We start from the raw sequence: 20,040 nt of genomic DNA, 5'->3' as shown, positions 1-20,040 counted from the left end.
GTGATAAAGTATAAAGAAGACACTGCGAGGTTCTCTCGAGCAGATGTCGCCCCTGTACTGGAAGCAACCGCAAGTATATTTCCGGGGCGGGTTTGATGCGCTAACTTTCATGTTCGGTTTATCCTATGTTAGAAATAGTTTTGTTCCAGCCTCTTTTTCCCATTTAATATAACCCAAACCAATATCCAATTGCTGCACCGATATAATTACCAATAACATATCCCAATGTACCAATAATTAATATTGGAGCAACAAGCTTCGTCCACCCTTTAGAAATAGCCATTGCAGCTGCAGTTGTCGGGCCACCGATATTAGCATTGCTTGCTAGGACAATTTCCTCGAGATTAAATTTAAATAGTTTACCAAATATAAAGGAGATTATCATATTTAGCGCAACCATAATGAATACTAATACAAATAATAAAGGCGCATTTTGTAAAATAACTGGAAGTGACGCTGGTACCCCAATAACAACAAAGAATATATAAATTAAATACGTACCTATCTCTTGGGCACCTTTAATATTTTCAAAGAAACGTGAGAATAGCGTTACTGTAATTAACGTTACCGTTGTTAACATTAAATATTTATCACCTAAAAATCCGTTTAAGGCATGATAAGCAAAGTTTGCATTCTCTCCAGAAGGAATAAGGGAATCAAATAACTCAGCTAGTTTAAATGATACAGCAACTAATGTAAACGCAGAACCTACCGCAAGACCGATATCCTTTAATGAAATCTCTTTTCTTTTCCAATAAGAAGCTGCTAAATTTTTCTCATCTTTATCTGCTGACTTTTCTATCATTTCTTGGTATGGAGCATGGTAACGTTTACGAAAGAACGCTAAAGTCGGAATTACCATCAAAATCAAGAAATATAATGCCATCATCAGGTTATCAGCAACAACCGTAGAGGATAATAAATCTCCTGGAGTCTCAAATCGTGCGGAAAGTCCTGCTAAGTTAACACTTCCCCCAATATACGAGCCTGTCATCATCCCTACTACTTTATATAAATCTGGAATGAAGTCTTTTAATAGAAAGAACCCTACTATGGCCCCTATGACTGTTCCTATTGAACTTATAAGAAATATAACTAATAATCTGCCACTTTCATTCCATATTTTTAATATATTTGTTTGGAAAAGTAATAATGGAATAGCTAATGGAACAACATAAGCCCAAACCGTATCATATACCGCTGAATCGGTTGGTATTATGTTTAAATTAGCTAATAACATAGCTCCAACTAATGCGATTATTGCTCCAGATACTTTTGAAGCCCATTCATATTTCTGCTCTAAATAAATACTAATCCCTGCCCAACCTGCTAAAAATGCCCATAATATCCACGAATCATCCGGTTGAATTAATGAATAAATCATGTTAACTACTCCTTTTAGTCCTTATAATATGAATAAATTATACCGTATTCAGAACGAGCTCGCTAACTATGAAACTATTATGATAGTTTCATGTGGAGTAGCAAATAAAAAAGGCTGCCACACTATTTTTCATCATGTGACAACCTCTTCTTTTCTAATTAGTTTTCAATTACTTCTTTACGATTCTTTTTAAATATCTTCGATAATACTTCATAAACAATTGGAACAATGATTAGAGTTAATAGGGTTGAGCTTGCTAAACCACCAATTACTGTAATCGCAAGTCCTTTAGAGATTAATCCTCCACCTGCACTTCCAAATAACATAGGAATCAGTGCTCCAATGGTTGCTATTGCTGTCATTAGAATTGGTCGAAGTCGAGTTGCACCAGCTTCGAGTATTGCATCTCGCATTCCCATTCCCTCACGTTCCATATGAATGATACGATCAACCAGTACAATAGCATTTGTTACGACTATACCAATTAACATTAGTAATCCCATCATTACTGTTACAGAGATAGTTTCACCTGCGATTAATAACCCAACAAATGAGCCAATAACTGCAAATGGTAATGAGAATAGGATTGCGAATGGTGCAAGTCCTTCACCAAATGTTACCACAAGGATGAAGTATACAATTAATATCGCTGCAAGCATTGCAAAGCCTAACTGTGTAAAGGTCTCTTCCATATCCGCTGTAACACCAGCAACACCAGTTGTAACACCTTTAGGCAGCTCTAATTCACTTATCTTTTCATCCACCTCAGAAGAAACCTTCGATATATCATCATAAATAATGGTACCATCAACGGTTGCATAATATTGACCTTCACTACGTGCAAGCGTATTTAATGTTGTACCTTCCTCAACGGTTACTAACTCAGATAGAGGCATCGTAGTACCAAGAGCCGTTTCAATTTCGATATTTAACATTTCGTCAATTGATTCTGGCTGTTGAATTTCTTCATCATGTTTCACGATAACATTAAGGTTAGTACCGTCTTTTTCAATAGTTGTTAAAATATTGTCTGTTCGGTTAGGGTTTAACGCCATAAAGATTTGACCCGTTGTTAAACCATATTGGAGAAGCTCCTCCTGATCTACTTTAAACGTGTACTCTACATAGGATTCTTCTTTACTTGAGCTTACGTCTTTTAATCCATCATTTTCTAGCATTACCTCTTCTAACATAGATACAGCTTCATTTAGATTATTTAAATCTTCGCTATATAAGGTGTAGCTAATTTCATTGGAAGAAAAAGCCATAGCAGAGAAGTTCTGGCTCTTCCATTCCCCTGACTGATCAATATTAAAGACATATTCTTCTATTTCTTCGCGTACTTCAGGGAAGTTCTTCATATCTTCATCAAAGATGAGGTACATTAATGCACCTCCGCCCCCCGTCAGCATAGCAGATTCCGAGCCGCTGTCGTCAATTGATAATTGAACAATTTCGATATCATCACGGTCAAGCATTGCTTCTTCAACTGCCGTTACATTCGCGACTGTTTCATCCTTTAGTTCCCCAGTAGCAGGAGTGTAGGTTAGGTACATGACCTTTTCCTCTTCACTTCCTAAGAAGCTAAAGCCAATTAGTGGTGTTAATGCTAAACTACCAACTAACATAATTACAGCTACTGCTGATGTAATAAACTTATGATTTAATGTCCAACGCAGGATACCTTTATACCAGTTTCCTAACTTACCAACTTCTTTATGTTTAATTTCTGTTTTCTCACCATATAGTTTTTTCTTAAATAAGAAATGAGATAGTGCTGGTACAATAGTTACCGCAACAAGTAGCGAACCACCTAGAGCAAATGTCATGGTTAGTGCAAACGGCATGAATAACTCACCAACCATACCGCCTACAAAGATAAGTGGCGCAAATACCGCTACTGTAACTAATGTCGAGGACGCGATTGGTTTGAACATCTCAAGTGTTGCTTCACGAACCAGTGCACGACCATTCAGTTTCTCCTCTTTTAAATGTAATCGCCTGAATATATTCTCTACAACTACGATAGAGTCATCTATAACACGTCCAATGGCAACCGTAATCGCCCCAAGTGTCATTATATTAAGCGTAATATTCATCCAATTTAATAGCATTAATGCAATAAAGATAGATACCGGAATAGAAATAATCGAAATAATGGTTGATTTGAAATCACGTAAAAACAGTAGAATGATTAGAATCGCAATTAATCCACCAAATACTGCTTTTTCTACCATTGTAGCGACAGAATCCTCAATCGGTTTACCTTGATCCAAGGAAACATCAACCAATAGCCCTGAAATATTAGACTCTTCTTCTTCCATTAAATCCTTTACACTATTTACAACATCAACTGTATTAGCATTTTGCCCTTTTACTACCTGTATGGCAATTGCGTTTTCACCGTTTGTACGGGAAATAGATTGAACTTTACCTACTACTTCAACTGATGCAATATCACTTAATTTCACAAAAGGAAGTGGTTGTGTTTCAGAAGGTGTTACCGGAATTAACATGTCCTTTAATTCATCCTCAGACATGAACTTTCCATCAAGGGCTACAGCTTGCTCCCCTTCTTCGAATTCATAGAGTCCTAGTGATATAGCCATATCACTTGCTTGAATCATTTGCTCAACATCATCTTCTGTAATGCCAAGACTAGCCATTTTTTCGTCATCATATCGTAATTCAATTTCTTCAATATGTTGACCAGTGATGGTAGCAGAAGCGACACCATCTAACTTTTCAAGCTTTGGTAGAATAATATCTTCTACTGTAGAAGTTAACTCCACAATATCTTCCGTATCACTACTAATACTTAATGCAACTACAGGCATCATATCCATACTAATAGCTGTAACAGTTGGTTCTTGAGCATCATCTGGCAATGTTACATTATCTAGTGCAGAATCTAATGCCCGTTTTGCCTCATTCATATCTATCCCATAATCATATTCGATTTGAATACTAGCCATATTGGCATAGGAATTAGAATAAACCGCCTTTACGTCTTCTAAATTCTCAACTGTTTTTTCAATTGGAATCGAGACTTCTTCCATTACCTGTTCAGGTGTTGCACCAGGATATACTCCTGACACCATTAAGTAAGGAATAGAGATATCTGGAATCATTTCTGTCTTCATACGAGAACCAGAATATATTCCTGATACAATAATAATAATTGTCAAAAGCCAAACTGCTAGCTTATTTTTTATTACAAAGTTGACAAAATTCTTCACGCTTACACCTACCCTAAATTGACTTTATAAACTCACTCCCCTATACTAATGACTGTTCAGTCAGTTTGTCAACCATATGCTATGTAATTTAGGAGAGTTTTTACAAATGAATAAAAAACAATTAATTATGGAGAAATCAATAGAGCTTTTTGCAAATCAAGGAATCAAAAAAACTTCCGTACAACAAATAACCGAATACTGTGGTATATCGAAAGGTGCCTTCTACTTATCATTTAAGTCGAAAGACGAACTTATTCTAGCGATTATCGACCATTTCATGCAACAAATCACTGCCGACATTGACCACGTGGTCAGAACTACTCATACTAAGGATATTCTATATCAAATTTTCCATAAGATCTTTAAAGCATTTTTACAGCATCGAGACTTGGCGAAGTTTCTCATGATAGAACAGAATCACTCCCTTAATAAAGAATTGCTAACTAGAATGCAGTATTATCATAAAATAGCTGATAAGACTTTTCTAGAAATGCTAGAAAGGATATATGGCGAGAGCATAAACGAAATCAAATATGATTTAATCTATGCAATAAAGGGACTAATTAACGGCTATGCCGATATTGTCATATTTAATAATGGTAAGCTTGACCTTGATTTAATTGCAACATCACTAGTTGAAAAAGTAGATATCCTCGCTAAAAATATAACCACGCCTTTTATTACGTTAGAAACGGGAGAAATGTTTCAAGATTTTTTAATAGAAGAAATATCAAAAGAAAAACTCATCTCTATGATAGACACATCCCTTAAGGAAATAGAAGAATCTATTGAAAAAGAATCCTTAGTGACATTAAAACAACACCTTATAGAACCAAGCTATAATCGAGCGATTATTAATGGATTAATTGAAAACATTCGTAACCACCCAGATTGTAAATGGCTATCCTATTTATTAAGGCGATATATCCGTTAAATATTTAAAAGTACTGTTCCATTACAGTGCTTTTTCCTTTGCCTCCGTCTTAAGTCTGAGTGAAAAACCGACTCTAGATATATGTATTAATAGTTAATTTATTGTAAAATAAATTCTGACAAGTGAAAATATATTAAGGGGGAGGATTATATGTTAAACAAGGCGCTTATTGAAGACGTACTTACAGCCGCACTAAGTACAGGTGGCGATTTTTCAGAAATATTCGTAGAAGATCGTTTTACTAGTAGAATGAAATTACAAAGTAGTAGACTTGAAGACAGTCTATCTGGTAGTGACTTCGGGGTTGGAATCCGGGTATTAAATGGATTAAAGAGTGCTTATGCGATAACCAATGATTTTTCAAGAGAAGGATTAATGAAAGCTGCGAATGAAGCTGCACAAGCTATACAAAGTACTCGTGGGCAAAATTCTATCATACTACCACAAGTCAAACAAATTGTTGAATCCATTCACCCGATAGAATTAATGCCAAACAGTGTAGATAAATCCCGCAAACTAGCCATTTTACGGAACGCAGATCAAATTGTTCGAAATTATCATTCTTCCATTTCACAGGCAACCATTGGTCTAGTTGAAGAAGAGCAGAATGTTCTAATTGCCAATTCAGAGGGCACCTATGTGGAGGATAGACGAGTAAGAAGTAGGCTCGTCATAAATGCAATTGCATCAAATGAGCACGATATGCAAACAGGTTTTTATGGTCCTGGTAGATTTCAAGGATTTGAATACATAGAGGGACTAGATTTAGACCATTATGCTAAGGAAGCAGCACGAATTGCAGTAACGATGCTTCATGCAGATCCAGCTCCAAGTGGAAAATTCCCGGTCATCATTGATAATGAATTTGGTGGTGTAATATTCCACGAAGCATGTGGACACGGACTAGAGGCTTATTCAGTTGCCAAGAATAACTCCGTTTTTGCTAATAAAATCGGGGAAAAAGTTGCTTCAGAACTCGTAACCTATATTGATGACGGTACTCTAACCAATGAATGGGGATCAATTAATATTGACGATGAAGGCGAAAAAACTCGTAAAAACATATTGATCGAAAATGGAATTTTAAAAGGGTATATGATTGATAAATTCAATGCTCGCAGAATGAATGCAAAATCAACTGGATCTGGTAGACGGGAATCCTATAAATTTGCACCTACTTCAAGAATGACCAACACCTATATAGCACCTGGAAAATCAAGTCCAGAAGAAATTATCGCCAACACGGAATATGGCATTTACGCTAAATATATGGGTGGCGGACAAGTCAACCCTGCAACAGGCGATTACAACTTTGCTATAAATGAAGCGTATCTAGTAAAAAATGGTAAAATCGACAAGCCATTACGCGGGGCAACCTTAATAGGAAATGGAGCAAAAACCATTCAGAAAGTTGACATGGTTGGTAATAATCTTGGTCATGGTGCCGGCATGTGCGGTGCTTCCAGTGGTAGTGTACCAGTCAATGTTGGCCAACCAACATTACGGGTAAGTGAAATAACAGTTGGCGGAAAGGAGACAATTTAAATGAATGTAATCGAATTTCGTGACCAATTATTCGTTGAGGGAAAAAAGTTAGGTTTCACCGACTTGGAGCTTTATTATGAGAAACATTCTAGCTTTGGTTGCTCCATATTTAAAGGAGAAATTGATGACTACGATTCATCCAACACGTTTGGATTAGCTGTACGTGGTCTATTCAATGGTAAAATGGGCTATGCCTATACTGAAAAGATAGATAAAGAATCCGTCTCCTTTTTATTAGAACATATGAAAGAAAATGCAATCTTGCTAGAGGATGATCCAGAAGAATTGTTTTCAGGAGATGCCCCTTATGAAGAAAAAGACTTTTATTCTCCTTCACTATCTGGAATATCTACTAAGGAAAAAATCTCCTTTTTAAAAGCAGTAGAGAAAGAAATCTATGAATTTGATCCGAGAGTTGTTCAAACTAATTATGCTATGATACAGGATCAACTAATGGAAAAGGCTTTGTATAACAATAAAGGGCTTGCCTTAGAAGATCGTAATAACTTTTTCTATGTTGCTTTCTCTGTCGTCGTTAAAGAAAATGATGAAGTTAAAACAGGTATGCACTTCAAGCTAACTAAAGACTTTTATTCACTAGATCCAGCTAAAGTTGCAAAAGCAGCGGTAGAAAAGAGCTTGAGATATTTAAACGGAAAATCTTATCCAAATAAGACATATCCAGTGATTCTACAAGGCGATGCCGCAGCTCCATTATTTGCAACCTTTTCTCCGTCATTTTCAGCAAAATCAGTACAGGATAACCAATCTCGCTTAAAAGGAAAACTAGATTCCTTAATTGCATCAGAAGTTCTAACACTAATTGATAATCCATTCTTAGAAGATGGTACACGTAGTGGCACGTTTGATTCTGAAGGGGTCCCTACTAGAGAATTAACCCTTGTTCAAAACGGTATATTAAGAAGTTATTTTCATAATTTAAAAACAGCGAAAAAAGACGGAGTAGCATCTACTGGCCATGGTTATAAATCCTCCTATAAAGATTCAATTGGGGTTAGTCCATCGAATTTTTATGTCGTTCCAGGGGAAGAATCATTTGATGAGCTAATGAGTACTATGAAGGAAGGTATCATCATTACAAGCCTTTCCGGTCTACATTCCGGCGCGAATCAAATTTCAGGTGACTTTTCGCTTGCAGCAAATGGACTATATGTGAAAGATGGTAAAATCGTAGGGCCGACTAATCAAATGACGATTGCCGGTAATTTCTTTGAGCTATTAATGGATATTGAAAAAGTGGGTAATGACTTAGAATTCTCTCCAATGGATTATTATGGCTATATTGGATCTCCGTCATTAAAAATAAAAGGGTTAGCAGTTACCGTAGATTAAAATAAAGTAAAGAGAAAGTATAAAAGAAGCTCCGGAAATATTTGACGGGCCACTTCAAGAATAAACCTCTCGAAAAGACCCACTTCCCCAAGAATACCTAATGGGAAAAAAACTATCGGTGTAACAGAACCATTATGGTTTAATCCCTAGTGTCACTCTTATTTCCGGAGCTATTAACCAAAATACATTGTTGAGCTCTGATTATCTTTTGAAATTCATACACGCAAGTTAAACCTAAACTATTCCCAACCTAGTTCCATCTCTTCTAGGAACTCATACATACTATTTTCATCAAGAATCCGATAGGACTGATAATCCGCTAAATAAAATGCTATACATTTATCATAAACCGTGATATCGAAATTGCTCTTCCCTTTTATGCTTAACCGATAGTAATTATCCCGATTTTCATGATGAATTGGTCGCTCCCGATATTTTAGTTCATGTAACTCATGGAATATTTCACGAATCAACTTAGGATCATCTATCATTACTTCTCTTTTCACCGTTGTTTTATTCCATAACTCCTTTTCTTCCTCGTTCCAAGCTACATTTTGAACTTCTATCTTTTCAACGGAATCAATGTCGATATAACCATATTCTTTTAACGCCTCTTCAAACGTTAATGTTTGCAAGGAGATAATTAGAATACCAATAAACATTACAGCAAATGCACTTGATTCTATAATAGAAATGATATATTGCTTTTCTGGCTCATATATCCATTCCATACAGGCTTCGAAAATAGATAAAGCGAACAATGATCCTATAATGATATAGATAAATCCATAACCAATTTCAAATATAAATGCAAAGATTGAGAGAACAAAAAGCAGAGAAAAAATACGCCTCCCCCATTTATGCGTATTATTAATTGGTTGATATCCCCCCCCAATCAGATGGTATTGCAAATAGTTTACGGATGATAAATTTAACAACATTTAAAATTACACTTACTATAATTACAAATATAATAATATCTCTTATCATTCTTCCCTTCTTTCATATACAGAATATTAACAATAACATATCATATTAACCTTTATTTGTTAAATTTTCTAAAGTAATGATAGTATAAAATAATAAGCATAGAAAAAGGAGATAATGTTGATGCCAATTAATGAGGGATATATAGAAGTATCTGGTGGGAAAGTTTGGTATCAAATCCATGACCAGCAAACGGATAATGCCCCTGTTCTTATCTTACATGGTGGACCTGGTTCTTCTCATTGGTCCTTACAAGGGTTAAAAGAACTAGCAAGTGTACGACCTGTAATACTATATGATCAGTTAGGTTGTGGGAAGTCAGACCGACCTGAAGATGATTCATTATGGAATATTGATAGATTTGTCCATGAAGTGAAACAGTTAAAAGATGGTCTGGGCTTGAAAACATTACATATTCTTGGACACTCTTGGGGAACAACTTTGGCTGCTGCATATTATTTATCTTATCCTGAGGATGTCGCAAGTATTATCTTTTCCAGTCCATGCTTAAGTGCTCCGATATGGGCTAAAGATCAACAGCGAAATCTTCAAAAGCTACCATTAGAAATACAGACCACTATAAAAGAATGTGAAGAAAATGGGATGATTGACTCAGAAGAATATAAAAAGGCAACTAAAGTATTTAATGATTATTTTGTATGTAGGTTACCGGAATCAGAACGACCTGAATTTCTTAAAGAAGGAGCTAAATATAGAAACTCCAAAATTTACAATATCATGTGGGGTGCATCTGAATTTCATGTTGCTGGTAATCTAAAGACCTATGACTGTACAAAGGAATTACATAAAATAGCCGTCCCAACCTTATTTACATGTGGTCGGTTCGATGAAGCAACTCCTGAGTCAACGGAGTATTTTAGTAGTCTAACACCGAACAGCAAGTTTCATGTCTTTGAAAATAGTGCTCACATGCCTTATATCGAAGAACCTGATGAATTTTTTCGCGTAACAAAAGCATTCTTAACTTAAAATTATATAAGAGATTGGACTAGTCCAGTCTCTTATATTGATGAATTAAAACTGAAAAGATAGTCTCTACGATTCCCTCTCCTCTTACCACTGCTTTCCTCAGCTAGTTTCATATACATTCATCGTATACATATCGCCATCTGAGAGTAAGAAACATTCAGACATTTTTTAAATTAATAAAGGCTGGGGCAAAAGAATTTATCTTAAAGGAAAAACCGAATGATGAACAATGACCACGCTCCGGAAATATACTTGCGGTTGCTTCCAGTACAGGGGCGACATCTGCTCGAAAAGACCATCGCAGTGTCTACCATGCCGCCGGGCGGCTGCCTTAGCCTCCTCGTGCTATATCTTTAGGGGGCTCACCTAAGCCTATCCTCCCGCAGGAGTCTACGTATATTTCCGTATCTAGTACCGTGTATCATTCGGTTTTACATTTAGCTTTTAGTTATGTCCCAGCCTCAAACAATTTAAGGTTATTTCGATAATTCCCTAATTAAAGCTGGTAACCAATCATTTAGGTTTGTAAAGTTATAACCAAGCGCTTTTGCTTTTTCATTGCTTAATGTCCATGTTTCTTGAATAGCATAAGGAGATTCCAACTCCTTGTTGGTAGTAATGATTACTTCTTTTCCAGTCTTTTCAGAAATAAGTTGCATTAGATTCTCCATGGTAATAAAGCCATTGGCACTAACATTAATTGGTCCAGTAAAGTTTGTTTCAGCAATCCAAGCTAAAAATTCCCCAGCTTCTTTTTGATGAACAAAGCACATTTCTGCTTTAGGATTTGGGAAATAGACTTCCCTTCCCTCTTTTGCACTTTCCACATAATGTACTAATCGTTTTGTATAATCCTGTTCACCCAGTACAATTGGGATTCGCATTGCTACAACTGGAAAGGAGACTTTTTGAAATAAATAAGCTTCTGCCTGACGTTTTCCTTCTTGATACGTCACTTCTTGCCTATCTACCATTTTCAACTCGTAAGTATATGGATCATAGACTTTTTCATCCATGTTCATCCCATAATCGTAAACAGACAATGTGGATGTAAATACATAACGCTTTATTTTCCCCTCCATGGCATTGGCAATAATATCTGCATCATTGGAAGAAAAACAAAGCTGATCGAACACAACGTCCCATTTTTTCCCTTGTACGGCTTCCCGAACAGATGCTTCGTCAAAGCGATCTACCTTCAACCGTTCTACCTTATCCCCAAACGAATCTTCGCTCGATTGTCTAGTAGCCACTGTAACCTTCACACCATTATCTAATAATTTTTCTATTAAATTCACACCAAAGAATCTAGTTCCCCCAAATACTAAAGCAGATTTCATCTAGCCATCCCCTTTCTCAATCTCGTGAGTCCATTATGGGATAGGAATAGAAAAATAACAAGAAAGATACATTCACATTAGTTAAAAATTCATAAAATTAGTGGCAGTTACAATTAATTTGAACACTTATAAGACATACATCGAACTGTCTATATCGGTTACTTTCAGTACAAGAGCTAGAACTGCTCAAAAAAGCTATGTACTCCTTTCCCGGAAGTTTACACTTCCGGGGCTCCCCTATATCTATCTAACTATCGGAGTTGTGCTTCTACACTACTTCTTTATTAATGGGTTTTACTTTTTGTGAATTTAGTTGCTTTACTTTTTTAAGACTTACAACTAAATTATTTTGATAAGCGTAATCCCTCATTTCTTTTATTCTTCCTTCTGCTATAAGTCTATTTATATCATAATTCATTTGAATTCCTCCTTAGTTTTCATACTTCTATCATACACACTCTGACGTTTTTTAAACTCGGAACAGCGACCGATTTATAACCACAAAAAATCCCTACTTTATCAGTAGGGATTTTCGGTCTAAAGGCTGAAACCAAGCTATTGTAGATTTTGAGTAGCGGCAGATTGTTCTACTTTAATACGTCTCCCATGTTGGGTTTGCTGAATCATAAATAAAGCTAGAACTACTATAAGTAATACAGCACAAGTTATATACATTACGTGAAAATTATATCTCGCTACAATCATTCCAAGTACATAAGAACCTGTTGCGATTCCTATATCCCAGAAAATATAAAATGTAGCCGTAGCATGTCCACTTCTCCCTGGACTACCTGCTTGAATGCACATCGTTTGAAAGCTCGGTAGCAAAGACCCACTTCCAAGGCCAATAATCCCCGCTGTTATTAGAAACATCCAAGCTGATTCCACATAACTTAACATGACTAATCCAACACTGAATATGACTAAGGATGGAATAATTACATATTTTGGTCCTTTTACATCAAATAATTGTCCAAATGACGGCCGAGCTATGATCATAACAGCAGCAAAGACGACAAAGAAATAATTTGCTACATGAGATAATCCATTCGCATCAGCAAAGACACTGACATAGGAAAGAATACTAGAGTATGCTAATCCAACTAGCAAACTAATAGCCGCAATCGAAAGCGCTTTGACCTCAATTAGGGCATCTAAAGTTAATTTCTTATCTTTCTGATCTCTGCTTTTATATATTTCCTGTGGAATGTTTACTTGCATGGCACAAATAACACCTACCACAGCAATAATACTGATCAAGACAAATAGCACCTTATACGATATAAACTGGATAAGCGTTAATCCAATAAAAGGCCCAACAACCATTGCAATATTAGTAGCCATTGCAAAATACCCTAAACCCGCACCCTTTCTTTCATTTGGCACGATGTCTGCCGCAATTGCACTAGCAGCAGTTGTCACAACCCCAAAAGAAAGACCATGAATAAATCTTAAAAACATTAATCCTACGAAACTATCTATAAAAAAATAAAAAAACATGGTACCTGTAAACAAGCCCGTGCTCCATAATAACGTCTTTTTCTTACCAAATTTATCTAAAAGATTACCTGATATAGGTCTCATGGCAATAGCTGCAATTAACATAATCGTTACAACAAGTCCACTTTCCGCTTCCGAACCACCTAAATCATTCAACACATACAAAGGAAGCGTAGTAAGCAACGTGTAAAAACCTATAAATACGATAAATTGTGTCAATGAAATGTTTATAAAATCTTTTGTCCAAATCTTAGCCTTATGATTATACATGCTGTAATAAATTCTCCTTATTCTAGTTTCAATAATATGTTATGAAATAATTCCTTTTCTTCTTCCGACAATCGGGAAAGAATCTCCTCCTCATGGTCCGCTACGATCTTTTCAATTTCCTTATACCGTTCTATCGCCTCATTTGTTAATTTAATATAATGCTGTCGCCTGTCTTTTCCTACTACGCGATTGACCCAGCCATTCTCTTCCATTCGCTTAACCGTTCTAGTAATCGTAGGTGGATTCACATGAAGATAGTTTGTGATCTCTGTTTGCGTTTTGGGACCATTCTCGTACAAGTAGTACATAATCGACCATTGAGCATGATATAAATCATGTGACTGTAATCGATCATTCAATTGTTTATTTATAGAACGAACACGTTGATTGAATAAATGAATGATATCACGGTTTTTCATCACGGACCTCCATTACTTACCTAGGTAAGTATTTCTATCATGCTAATCTTACACCTATTTTTCACTTCTGTATAGGCCTTACTTTAAAAGTAATATTAGAACAATTATCTATTGCTACTATACCTTACTTCTTATTTCAACAAAATAAGTCTTTATTCTTAACAGAAAACGACAAACTTTACTAGATTTATCTGATATTATGGTGAAAATAATGAAATAATAGAGTTGGGAGAGGCGACATGGAGAGAATTTTTGAACCATTTAAGAGGAAAACGGACGTTTCGGATCAAAAACAAGCGACTATTATAGAACTTCAGGAAGATAATATCTGCTTTTATCGTTTTATTGGTGGTAATCCCGGCGAGACGGAGGCATTAAGCCATAAACTACAGAATTTAAAAAAGAGTAAACCATTACTTATCGGTCTCTTCCGCTTCCCATTTCGATTTGAAGGAAAACGTAGAAAATTGACTGCCCGTGAACAATACTTCATCATGAAAGATTATTGTGATGCTATCATCTTCTTCCACAGTGATGAACTAATGAAAACGATAGATCCATCAATTCCTATCCATGAGGCACATCAAGCCTTTGATGCAATTGAAGAGAGGGCAATCGGTACTATACGGGAGATGGTAGAGGATACAGGAAAGGTGAATATTGATTATCATGATGTTAAAGCTTTTATTGCTCTGAACCGTGGCCCCCTTTTTATACATACGATTGAAGGCAGAAGTTTTGACGAACCACTTAAATACCTAATTTCAACTCCCTATCTGCCGAAGGATTTTACCGAAGCAAAGCAGTTAATTATTAACATCGGCTACACAAGAGATGTAGATATGGAAGCCTTTAGACAAATTAATCTCCGCCTTAATGACTTGTTTGATAAAGCTGATTTATTTAAAATTGGTTCTTATTTAATTGATAAGCCTGGCCACCTTTTCAACATTTCATTACTAGTAAATGGTATACAGGATCCCGTTGCTGCCCCATTAAAATCCAACAAAAATATGTTCTCTAAATATAAGAAAGTGATACGAAAATGGCTAGCAGAACCCAAGTAACAAATATTTATACTTACATTAAATTAAATGAATCGTTCAAACTAAGCCATAAGGAGGGATTAACATGGCTAAAAATAAGAAGAAAAAAAATAAAAGTAAAGAAGAATTAAATGATATGAAGGGGAAGGAACGCTATCCTAAGAATAGACAATAATGTATGGAGGGTAGTCCGAAACCTAATAGGACTATCCCCCATACCTATAACGTAATCCCTTTCAACTTTCAGAATACATTTTCTCTTAAATTTCCTACGATTATATAGTAAAATACAGATATTTAATCATAATTAGAAAAGAGGGGGAATCTTGAAGAATTTCGGATTACTAACAAAAATTATTATTGCCATTATAGTAGGAATTATTATTGGTTCATTTGTCAATGAGTGGTTTATTCAGCTGCTTGCTACTTTTAATAGCATCTTTGGTAATTTTATTAGCTTTATTATCCCGTTCATTATTTTAGGATTTATAACACCAGGAATAGGAGAAATTGGCCGTGGAGCTGGAAAACTTCTCGGTATAAGTGCTTTTTTTGCTTATGCATCTACTATATTAGCTGGAATTATTGCATTTCTCGTAGCAAAGTCCCTTTATCCTTCTTTACTAAATGGACAATCCTTACATTCGGTGACAGATCCAACAGAAGGATTAACAGAGCCTTTCTTTACCGTTCCTATGACACCACCGTTCGAGGTTGTGACTGCGTTAATTATTTCGTTTGTGCTAGGAATTGGTCTAGCTTCTATTCACAGTGAAAAATTACTTGGTATCTTTTTAGACCTACGTGCCATTGTTCAATTAGTAATAGAAAAAGTTATTATTCCATTACTTCCTTTTCACATCTTAGGGATCTTTGCAAATATGACGTATACGGGGCAAGTGGCAACCATTATTACTGTTTTTGCAAAAGTAATGTTGATGATTCTTATTCTGCATCTATTATACCTAGTGTTGCAATATTCTATTGCAGGTACGCTAAGTCGACAAAATCCTTTTGTAATGTTAAAAAAAATGTCCCCAGCCTATTTTACTGCTTTAGGTACACAGTCTTCAGCTGCAACAATACCAGTAACCTTAAAGCAAACGAAATCCTTAGGCGTAAAGGAATCCATTGCGGATTTTACTATTCCTTTATATGCTAATATCCATTTATCGGGTAGTACTATTACACTTATAAGTTGTTCACTAGCAGTATTATTTCTTAATGGTGAACCAGCTACTATGCAGTCCTACCTTCCATTTATTTTAATGTTAGGAATTACAATGGTGGCAGCACCTGGTGTTCCTGGTGGAGCTGTTATGGCAGCTATTGGACTCTTAGAAACTATGCTTGGTTTTAATCAAGCAATGGTATCGTTGATGATAGCCCTATATCTTGCCCAAGACAGTTTAGGAACAGCGTGTAATGTCACTGGTGATGGTGCGATCACATCGATTGTCAATACTATCTTTAAAAAGTAACTAAAAACAGACAGTTCTCGAAAAATAACGATTGCGAGAGGCTGTCTGTTTTTTGGTGATATAAATAGTCACCTTAAATTAGAATTATGTCACAGCCCAACAAGCGAACTTTATTTAGATAATCCATAGACCAAGAGAAGCAATCACATTTCATTGCCATTTTTTTCGCCTTTTAGGAACTATACTTCCTTTTATAGTCTCATCAATAGATACATATAGCACATCAGGATCTCCAATTGGGTACTAATAGGTTGTTGGGTCACTCGTATGATTTTTTTAATAAAAGCTAGATTCTCCTTAATCCTTTATAATCTTGTAATAAAGTTGATCTGCTTCTTTATCCCATTCCACCGCAACTTCGATTTCCTTCCCTTCCTGATTGGAAATGATAAAGCTCGGTATTCCATGTTCTCCAGCAGCTTTTAGCTGTTCTTCAAAAACGTTGGTGACATCCTCATTTAATAGCTCATTTAGCTCTTTAATTATTTGATCATGTGAAAGGTTTTTCATCCTGATACTCCTTAGCTTCATATTATATTAAGATCTTTTTTCATTTTTCATTGCTTCATCTGCTAACTGGTCCATAGATTTTACCTTACCATGCGGATTTTTAGCATTCTTTCTCGCTTGCCATTGTCTATCTTTTTCTCTTTTTGAATCATTCATGAAGAATTCTCCTTACCATGTCATTTATCCTTGTTTATTTTGTCTTGCTTTTTTGCTTTAGCTTTATGTGCTTGATTAGTTTTGGCGCTCCAAACTCTGTCGAAAATTCTGTATCTTGAACACTTGAGTCGAAGCCTTGTTTATTTTTTGGTCAGGACGATTTTTCTTTGTATTCTTCGCCATTGCCTTATCCTCCTTTTTCTTATAGTATGGAACAGCAAATTTAGAAATATGCTATTAACCAAAGAAATAAGGCGGATCATACTACTTTGGTGATTTTTATTCACCTAGTATCTCTCTTGTGCGGTTCAATATTTCTTCATCCTTTAAACGAAACTTAAATTCTACTCGCCTCGACGCTTCTGCACTATATTCGCCATTTTCATCCGTTCGGTAATCTGTATAGGATTTACTATTGACCGTTAATTTTTGTTCCAAATGTTCTTGGATGTTTTTATAGGGAAATTCTTCTCCTAATATATAGGAGGCAACACTAAATGCTCTGTCCTGGGCAAGCTCTAAGTTGTATAGATATCCACCACTTCGGTCTGTATGCCCTTCAATAATAATTTCAGCCACATAATCTTCATAACCACTTTCTAACAACACATCTAGATACTTTGGCACAAACTCGTCTAGGAATTGATACGACTCGGGCTTTAAATCCGCTCGATCAAATTCAAACAGAATATCCGTATCAAATAAAATGGCACCGGTTTTATCATCCACTGTGATTCCTGTAGTAGAATCGTTAAATTCAGCCTTAAGCTCATTCACTAAATGTACTCTAACTCCCATGATTTGATCAATTGTCCGCTTCATCTCTTCAATTTGTAATGATTTGATGACCATCATGACAATGAAAATTAAGATAAAGCATAACAAAATAATCGTCAGTACATCAGTGAAGGATGGCCAAAACTGTCCCTCATCATTTTCTCGCTTAAATAATCGCTGGTATTTAGTATCCATTTTGATTCATTCCTATTCCCGGAGGTCTTGATGGCCCTTGTTGACTGACAACACTAAGTTGCCTAATTAATGCTTGCATCTCTCTTCCTAATTCTTGGAGTATGTGTTGTAAATTCTGTCCATTCGTTTGTTGTATTTGCTCGTTTAATCTGCGGATTTCCATAAATTCACGTTTAATATGTTCATTCGTATTATCCATGGAGTGTGATATGTTACGAACTACCTGGTCTATACGATTACCAAATGAGCCTTCAAAGTTATTGATATAGTTAGTAAGAGCATCCTTTAAAACTGTTACACTCGCTTCCATTTGATTCTCTCGATGATTATAGGATTGGTTCATCTGAGATATTTTCGAATCGATTTCCTGCATCAGTTGGTTATTTTTCATGCTTACTTGTTCAAATGTTTTCGTTACTTCACGTAGATGCCTTTCAAATGCTACCGATTCTGTCGTATGCTCTTTCAAATGATTACTAAAGGTTCGATTAAAATGCTTCAATTCCTCAAACCGATCCGTTAAAAGTTGTTTATATTCTGCTTGTGTATGATTAATAACATCTAGTGCTTCTGGCAGGCCAGAAATCGATTCCCCTAGTCGATCGAATTCCCTTGAAAGCTCCCCTAAATAAGTTGTAATCCCTGCCAATCTAGACGATAAATCATTTCCGAAAATTTGTTTAAACTCTTTATTATGACTATCCATTCGTTTAACTAATTGATTACTTTGATTTACAATTTGACCGATCGAATCCCCTACTGTTTTTTGTCCTTGTAAGATTGATGATGTGAAGTCCTTCAAATCAGATACGACATTTTTCATATGAAGTAAGGATTCTTTTTGCGTATCAGATGCTTCTTTAATTTGTTCATATGTCCCCTCAACCGTTTTAACAATACGCTCATTCTTTTCCTCTACTTTATTAAAGTAAGCAAATAGTGAATCAAAGTTCGCGTTTAATCGAGCAGTCCCTTCACTAAATCCAGCTGTTACCTCTTTCATTTGATTAAAAAGTTGATGAAATTCGCCTAGGTTCTTTGATAATCCATCATTGAAGGCTGCTAAATCCTTTGCTGATTGTTGTAAACCTGTTGTATATTCTTGAAATCCTTCAAAAGCTCGTTCAATATTACCTAGAGATTGTTGATTCGATTCTTGTAATTGAACGATGGACTGATTAATCATTTCTGAGACTTGAATCAAACGCCCCATGCTATTTTCATCATTTCCTTCTAGACTTGATTCTACTTTCAGCATAATGTCGGTAAGCATATGCTCTGTATTAAACGCTTTTACCAAAATCGTCATAATTAAAGAAAATCCCATACCTGCAATACTCGTGTAAAAGGCAACGTCAATTCCTGCTAATACTGCTGCAATATTTTCTACTAGTTGTTCTCCTGTAGCATTAATGGTTCCAAGTGAAATAGTTAAACCAATAAAGGTTCCAAGAACACCAAGCAATATAAACACCGAAACTGTCATTTGTATCATTTTAATTAAATTCACGACAGGAATCCCAAAGATTCTCCAGCTTGAAAACCTCTCCTGGACAAACGTCTCTGCTGCAACAGATTCAATTTGACTCCTTCTTTCAAACTCTTGGTAAAATGATGCCAGAGGTTCAATATCCATTCTGTTTGTTTCTTTAAAGTAATTTCGTAGCTTTTTTAGTTTATTAAATACGATGAGATGAACTAAAACAGAAATAATAAACCCTAGTATAAGCATCAAAAAAATCAACTCTATTAGAGGACTTGACAATATTGCTTCCGCCTTTTCCTTACTTGTAAAGATTTCTAATATAATTTGCACCACAACTTACCTCTCCCGCCAAATAAGATTCTTGTACGCTTATTAGTACATCCTATTCGGGAGCCAGATAAATCATGAATGCTTGTCAGAACAATATA

Annotated in this window: 17 protein-coding genes; 6 read left to right on the top strand and 11 right to left on the bottom strand. The window is 35.7% G+C overall.

What is annotated here, in order from left to right; genetic code table 11:
- Positions 1-163: 163 nt before the first annotated feature.
- Together ACSKT4_RS00580 and ACSKT4_RS00575 are read right to left on the bottom strand one after the other, a co-directional pair.
- Positions 164-1,384: a DUF819 family protein gene (locus ACSKT4_RS00580; RefSeq protein WP_465822628.1), complete on the bottom strand. Its 1,221-nt coding sequence runs from the start codon at positions 1,382-1,384 to the stop codon at positions 164-166.
- Positions 1,385-1,542: 158 nt separating this feature from the next.
- Positions 1,543-4,623: an efflux RND transporter permease subunit gene (locus ACSKT4_RS00575; RefSeq protein ID WP_465822627.1), complete on the bottom strand. Its 3,081-nt coding sequence runs from the start codon at positions 4,621-4,623 to the stop codon at positions 1,543-1,545.
- A gap of 106 nt (positions 4,624-4,729) precedes the next feature.
- On the opposite strand from ACSKT4_RS00575, the gene ACSKT4_RS00570 reads away from it, so the two are divergent.
- The 3 genes from ACSKT4_RS00570 to ACSKT4_RS00560 all read left to right on the top strand — a co-directional run bounded on the left by ACSKT4_RS00570 (position 4,730) and on the right by ACSKT4_RS00560 (position 8,455).
- Positions 4,730-5,557, top strand: a complete 828-nt coding sequence (locus ACSKT4_RS00570; RefSeq protein WP_186870075.1) for a TetR/AcrR family transcriptional regulator — start codon at positions 4,730-4,732, stop codon at positions 5,555-5,557.
- 150 nt (positions 5,558-5,707) lie between these two features.
- Positions 5,708-7,102, top strand: a complete 1,395-nt coding sequence (locus tag ACSKT4_RS00565) for a TldD/PmbA family protein (protein WP_186870074.1) — start codon at positions 5,708-5,710, stop codon at positions 7,100-7,102.
- A complete protein-coding gene (locus tag ACSKT4_RS00560; RefSeq protein ID WP_186870073.1) occupies positions 7,103-8,455 on the top strand; it encodes a TldD/PmbA family protein in 1,353 nt (450 codons plus the stop codon). It begins immediately after the preceding gene.
- A gap of 239 nt (positions 8,456-8,694) precedes the next feature.
- Here the strand turns inward: ACSKT4_RS00560 and ACSKT4_RS00555 are convergent, their stop codons facing one another.
- A complete protein-coding gene (locus ACSKT4_RS00555) occupies positions 8,695-9,396 on the bottom strand; it encodes a DUF4181 domain-containing protein (RefSeq protein ID WP_186870072.1) in 702 nt (233 codons plus the stop codon).
- Between the two features lie 169 nt (positions 9,397-9,565).
- On the opposite strand from ACSKT4_RS00555, the gene ACSKT4_RS00550 reads away from it, so the two are divergent.
- Entirely contained in the window at positions 9,566-10,432 is an 867-nt protein-coding gene (locus ACSKT4_RS00550; RefSeq protein WP_186870071.1) for a proline iminopeptidase-family hydrolase, read from the top strand.
- A gap of 476 nt (positions 10,433-10,908) precedes the next feature.
- Here the strand turns inward: ACSKT4_RS00550 and ACSKT4_RS00545 are convergent, their stop codons facing one another.
- From ACSKT4_RS00545 to ACSKT4_RS00530, 4 genes are all read right to left on the bottom strand, one after another.
- Positions 10,909-11,772: an NAD-dependent epimerase/dehydratase family protein gene (locus ACSKT4_RS00545; protein WP_186870070.1), complete on the bottom strand. Its 864-nt coding sequence runs from the start codon at positions 11,770-11,772 to the stop codon at positions 10,909-10,911.
- Positions 11,773-12,040: 268 nt separating this feature from the next.
- Positions 12,041-12,190, bottom strand: coding sequence for a hypothetical protein (locus ACSKT4_RS00540; RefSeq protein WP_186870069.1), 150 nt, complete (start codon positions 12,188-12,190; stop codon positions 12,041-12,043).
- A 137-nt stretch (positions 12,191-12,327) separates the two neighbouring features.
- A complete protein-coding gene (locus ACSKT4_RS00535) occupies positions 12,328-13,542 on the bottom strand; it encodes an MFS transporter (protein WP_186870068.1) in 1,215 nt (404 codons plus the stop codon).
- A gap of 17 nt (positions 13,543-13,559) precedes the next feature.
- Positions 13,560-13,961, bottom strand: a complete 402-nt coding sequence (locus ACSKT4_RS00530; protein WP_186870067.1) for a MarR family winged helix-turn-helix transcriptional regulator — start codon at positions 13,959-13,961, stop codon at positions 13,560-13,562.
- 239 nt (positions 13,962-14,200) lie between these two features.
- On the opposite strand from ACSKT4_RS00530, the gene ACSKT4_RS00525 reads away from it, so the two are divergent.
- Both ACSKT4_RS00525 and ACSKT4_RS00520 read left to right on the top strand, forming a co-directional pair.
- Positions 14,201-15,028: an FtsZ/tubulin family protein gene (locus ACSKT4_RS00525; RefSeq protein WP_186870066.1), complete on the top strand. Its 828-nt coding sequence runs from the start codon at positions 14,201-14,203 to the stop codon at positions 15,026-15,028.
- 305 nt (positions 15,029-15,333) lie between these two features.
- Positions 15,334-16,488, top strand: a complete 1,155-nt coding sequence (locus tag ACSKT4_RS00520) for a dicarboxylate/amino acid:cation symporter (RefSeq protein WP_186870065.1) — start codon at positions 15,334-15,336, stop codon at positions 16,486-16,488.
- 297 nt (positions 16,489-16,785) lie between these two features.
- Here the strand turns inward: ACSKT4_RS00520 and ACSKT4_RS00515 are convergent, their stop codons facing one another.
- The 4 genes from ACSKT4_RS00515 to ACSKT4_RS00500 form a co-directional block, all read right to left on the bottom strand.
- A complete protein-coding gene (locus ACSKT4_RS00515; RefSeq protein ID WP_186870064.1) occupies positions 16,786-16,998 on the bottom strand; it encodes a hypothetical protein in 213 nt (70 codons plus the stop codon).
- Positions 16,999-17,025: 27 nt separating this feature from the next.
- Positions 17,026-17,154, bottom strand: coding sequence for a DUF6254 family protein (locus ACSKT4_RS00510; RefSeq protein WP_465822626.1), 129 nt, complete (start codon positions 17,152-17,154; stop codon positions 17,026-17,028).
- 279 nt (positions 17,155-17,433) lie between these two features.
- Complete coding sequence (locus ACSKT4_RS00505) at positions 17,434-18,126, bottom strand: OmpA family protein (RefSeq protein ID WP_465822625.1); 693 nt, start codon at positions 18,124-18,126, stop codon at positions 17,434-17,436.
- Complete coding sequence (locus ACSKT4_RS00500) at positions 18,116-19,945, bottom strand: MotA/TolQ/ExbB proton channel family protein (RefSeq protein ID WP_211741628.1); 1,830 nt, start codon at positions 19,943-19,945, stop codon at positions 18,116-18,118. The genes ACSKT4_RS00505 and ACSKT4_RS00500 overlap by 11 nt, the downstream gene beginning before the upstream one ends.
- Positions 19,946-20,040: the final 95 nt, after the last annotated feature.

It is taken from the genome of Ornithinibacillus liuyingii, assembly GCF_055550225.1.
The sequence above is the reverse complement of the archived record's forward strand: the minus strand, read 5'-3'. Positions and strand labels throughout refer to the sequence as shown.

Bases quoted from the DNA above. Each gene is read 5' to 3' on its own strand.
- ACSKT4_RS00545 (WP_186870070.1), bottom strand. From the start codon at position 11,772: ATGAAATCTGCTTTAGTATTTGGGGGAACTAGATTCTTTGGTGTGAAT.
- ACSKT4_RS00550 (WP_186870071.1), top strand. From the start codon at position 9,566: ATGCCAATTAATGAGGGATATATAGAAGTATCTGGTGGGAAAGTTTGG.
- ACSKT4_RS00570 (WP_186870075.1), top strand. From the start codon at position 4,730: ATGAATAAAAAACAATTAATTATGGAGAAATCAATAGAGCTTTTTGCA.
- ACSKT4_RS00535 (WP_186870068.1), bottom strand. From the start codon at position 13,542: ATGTATAATCATAAGGCTAAGATTTGGACAAAAGATTTTATAAACATT.
- ACSKT4_RS00560 (WP_186870073.1), top strand. From the start codon at position 7,103: ATGAATGTAATCGAATTTCGTGACCAATTATTCGTTGAGGGAAAAAAG.
- ACSKT4_RS00580 (WP_465822628.1), bottom strand. From the start codon at position 1,384: ATGATTTATTCATTAATTCAACCGGATGATTCGTGGATATTATGGGCA.
- ACSKT4_RS00505 (WP_465822625.1), bottom strand. From the start codon at position 18,126: ATGGATACTAAATACCAGCGATTATTTAAGCGAGAAAATGATGAGGGA.
- ACSKT4_RS00515 (WP_186870064.1), bottom strand. From the start codon at position 16,998: ATGAAAAACCTTTCACATGATCAAATAATTAAAGAGCTAAATGAGCTA.
- ACSKT4_RS00565 (WP_186870074.1), top strand. From the start codon at position 5,708: ATGTTAAACAAGGCGCTTATTGAAGACGTACTTACAGCCGCACTAAGT.
- ACSKT4_RS00525 (WP_186870066.1), top strand. From the start codon at position 14,201: ATGGAGAGAATTTTTGAACCATTTAAGAGGAAAACGGACGTTTCGGAT.
- ACSKT4_RS00510 (WP_465822626.1), bottom strand. From the start codon at position 17,154: ATGAATGATTCAAAAAGAGAAAAAGATAGACAATGGCAAGCGAGAAAG.
- ACSKT4_RS00530 (WP_186870067.1), bottom strand. From the start codon at position 13,961: ATGAAAAACCGTGATATCATTCATTTATTCAATCAACGTGTTCGTTCT.
- ACSKT4_RS00555 (WP_186870072.1), bottom strand. From the start codon at position 9,396: ATGTTGTTAAATTTATCATCCGTAAACTATTTGCAATACCATCTGATT.
- ACSKT4_RS00540 (WP_186870069.1), bottom strand. From the start codon at position 12,190: ATGAATTATGATATAAATAGACTTATAGCAGAAGGAAGAATAAAAGAA.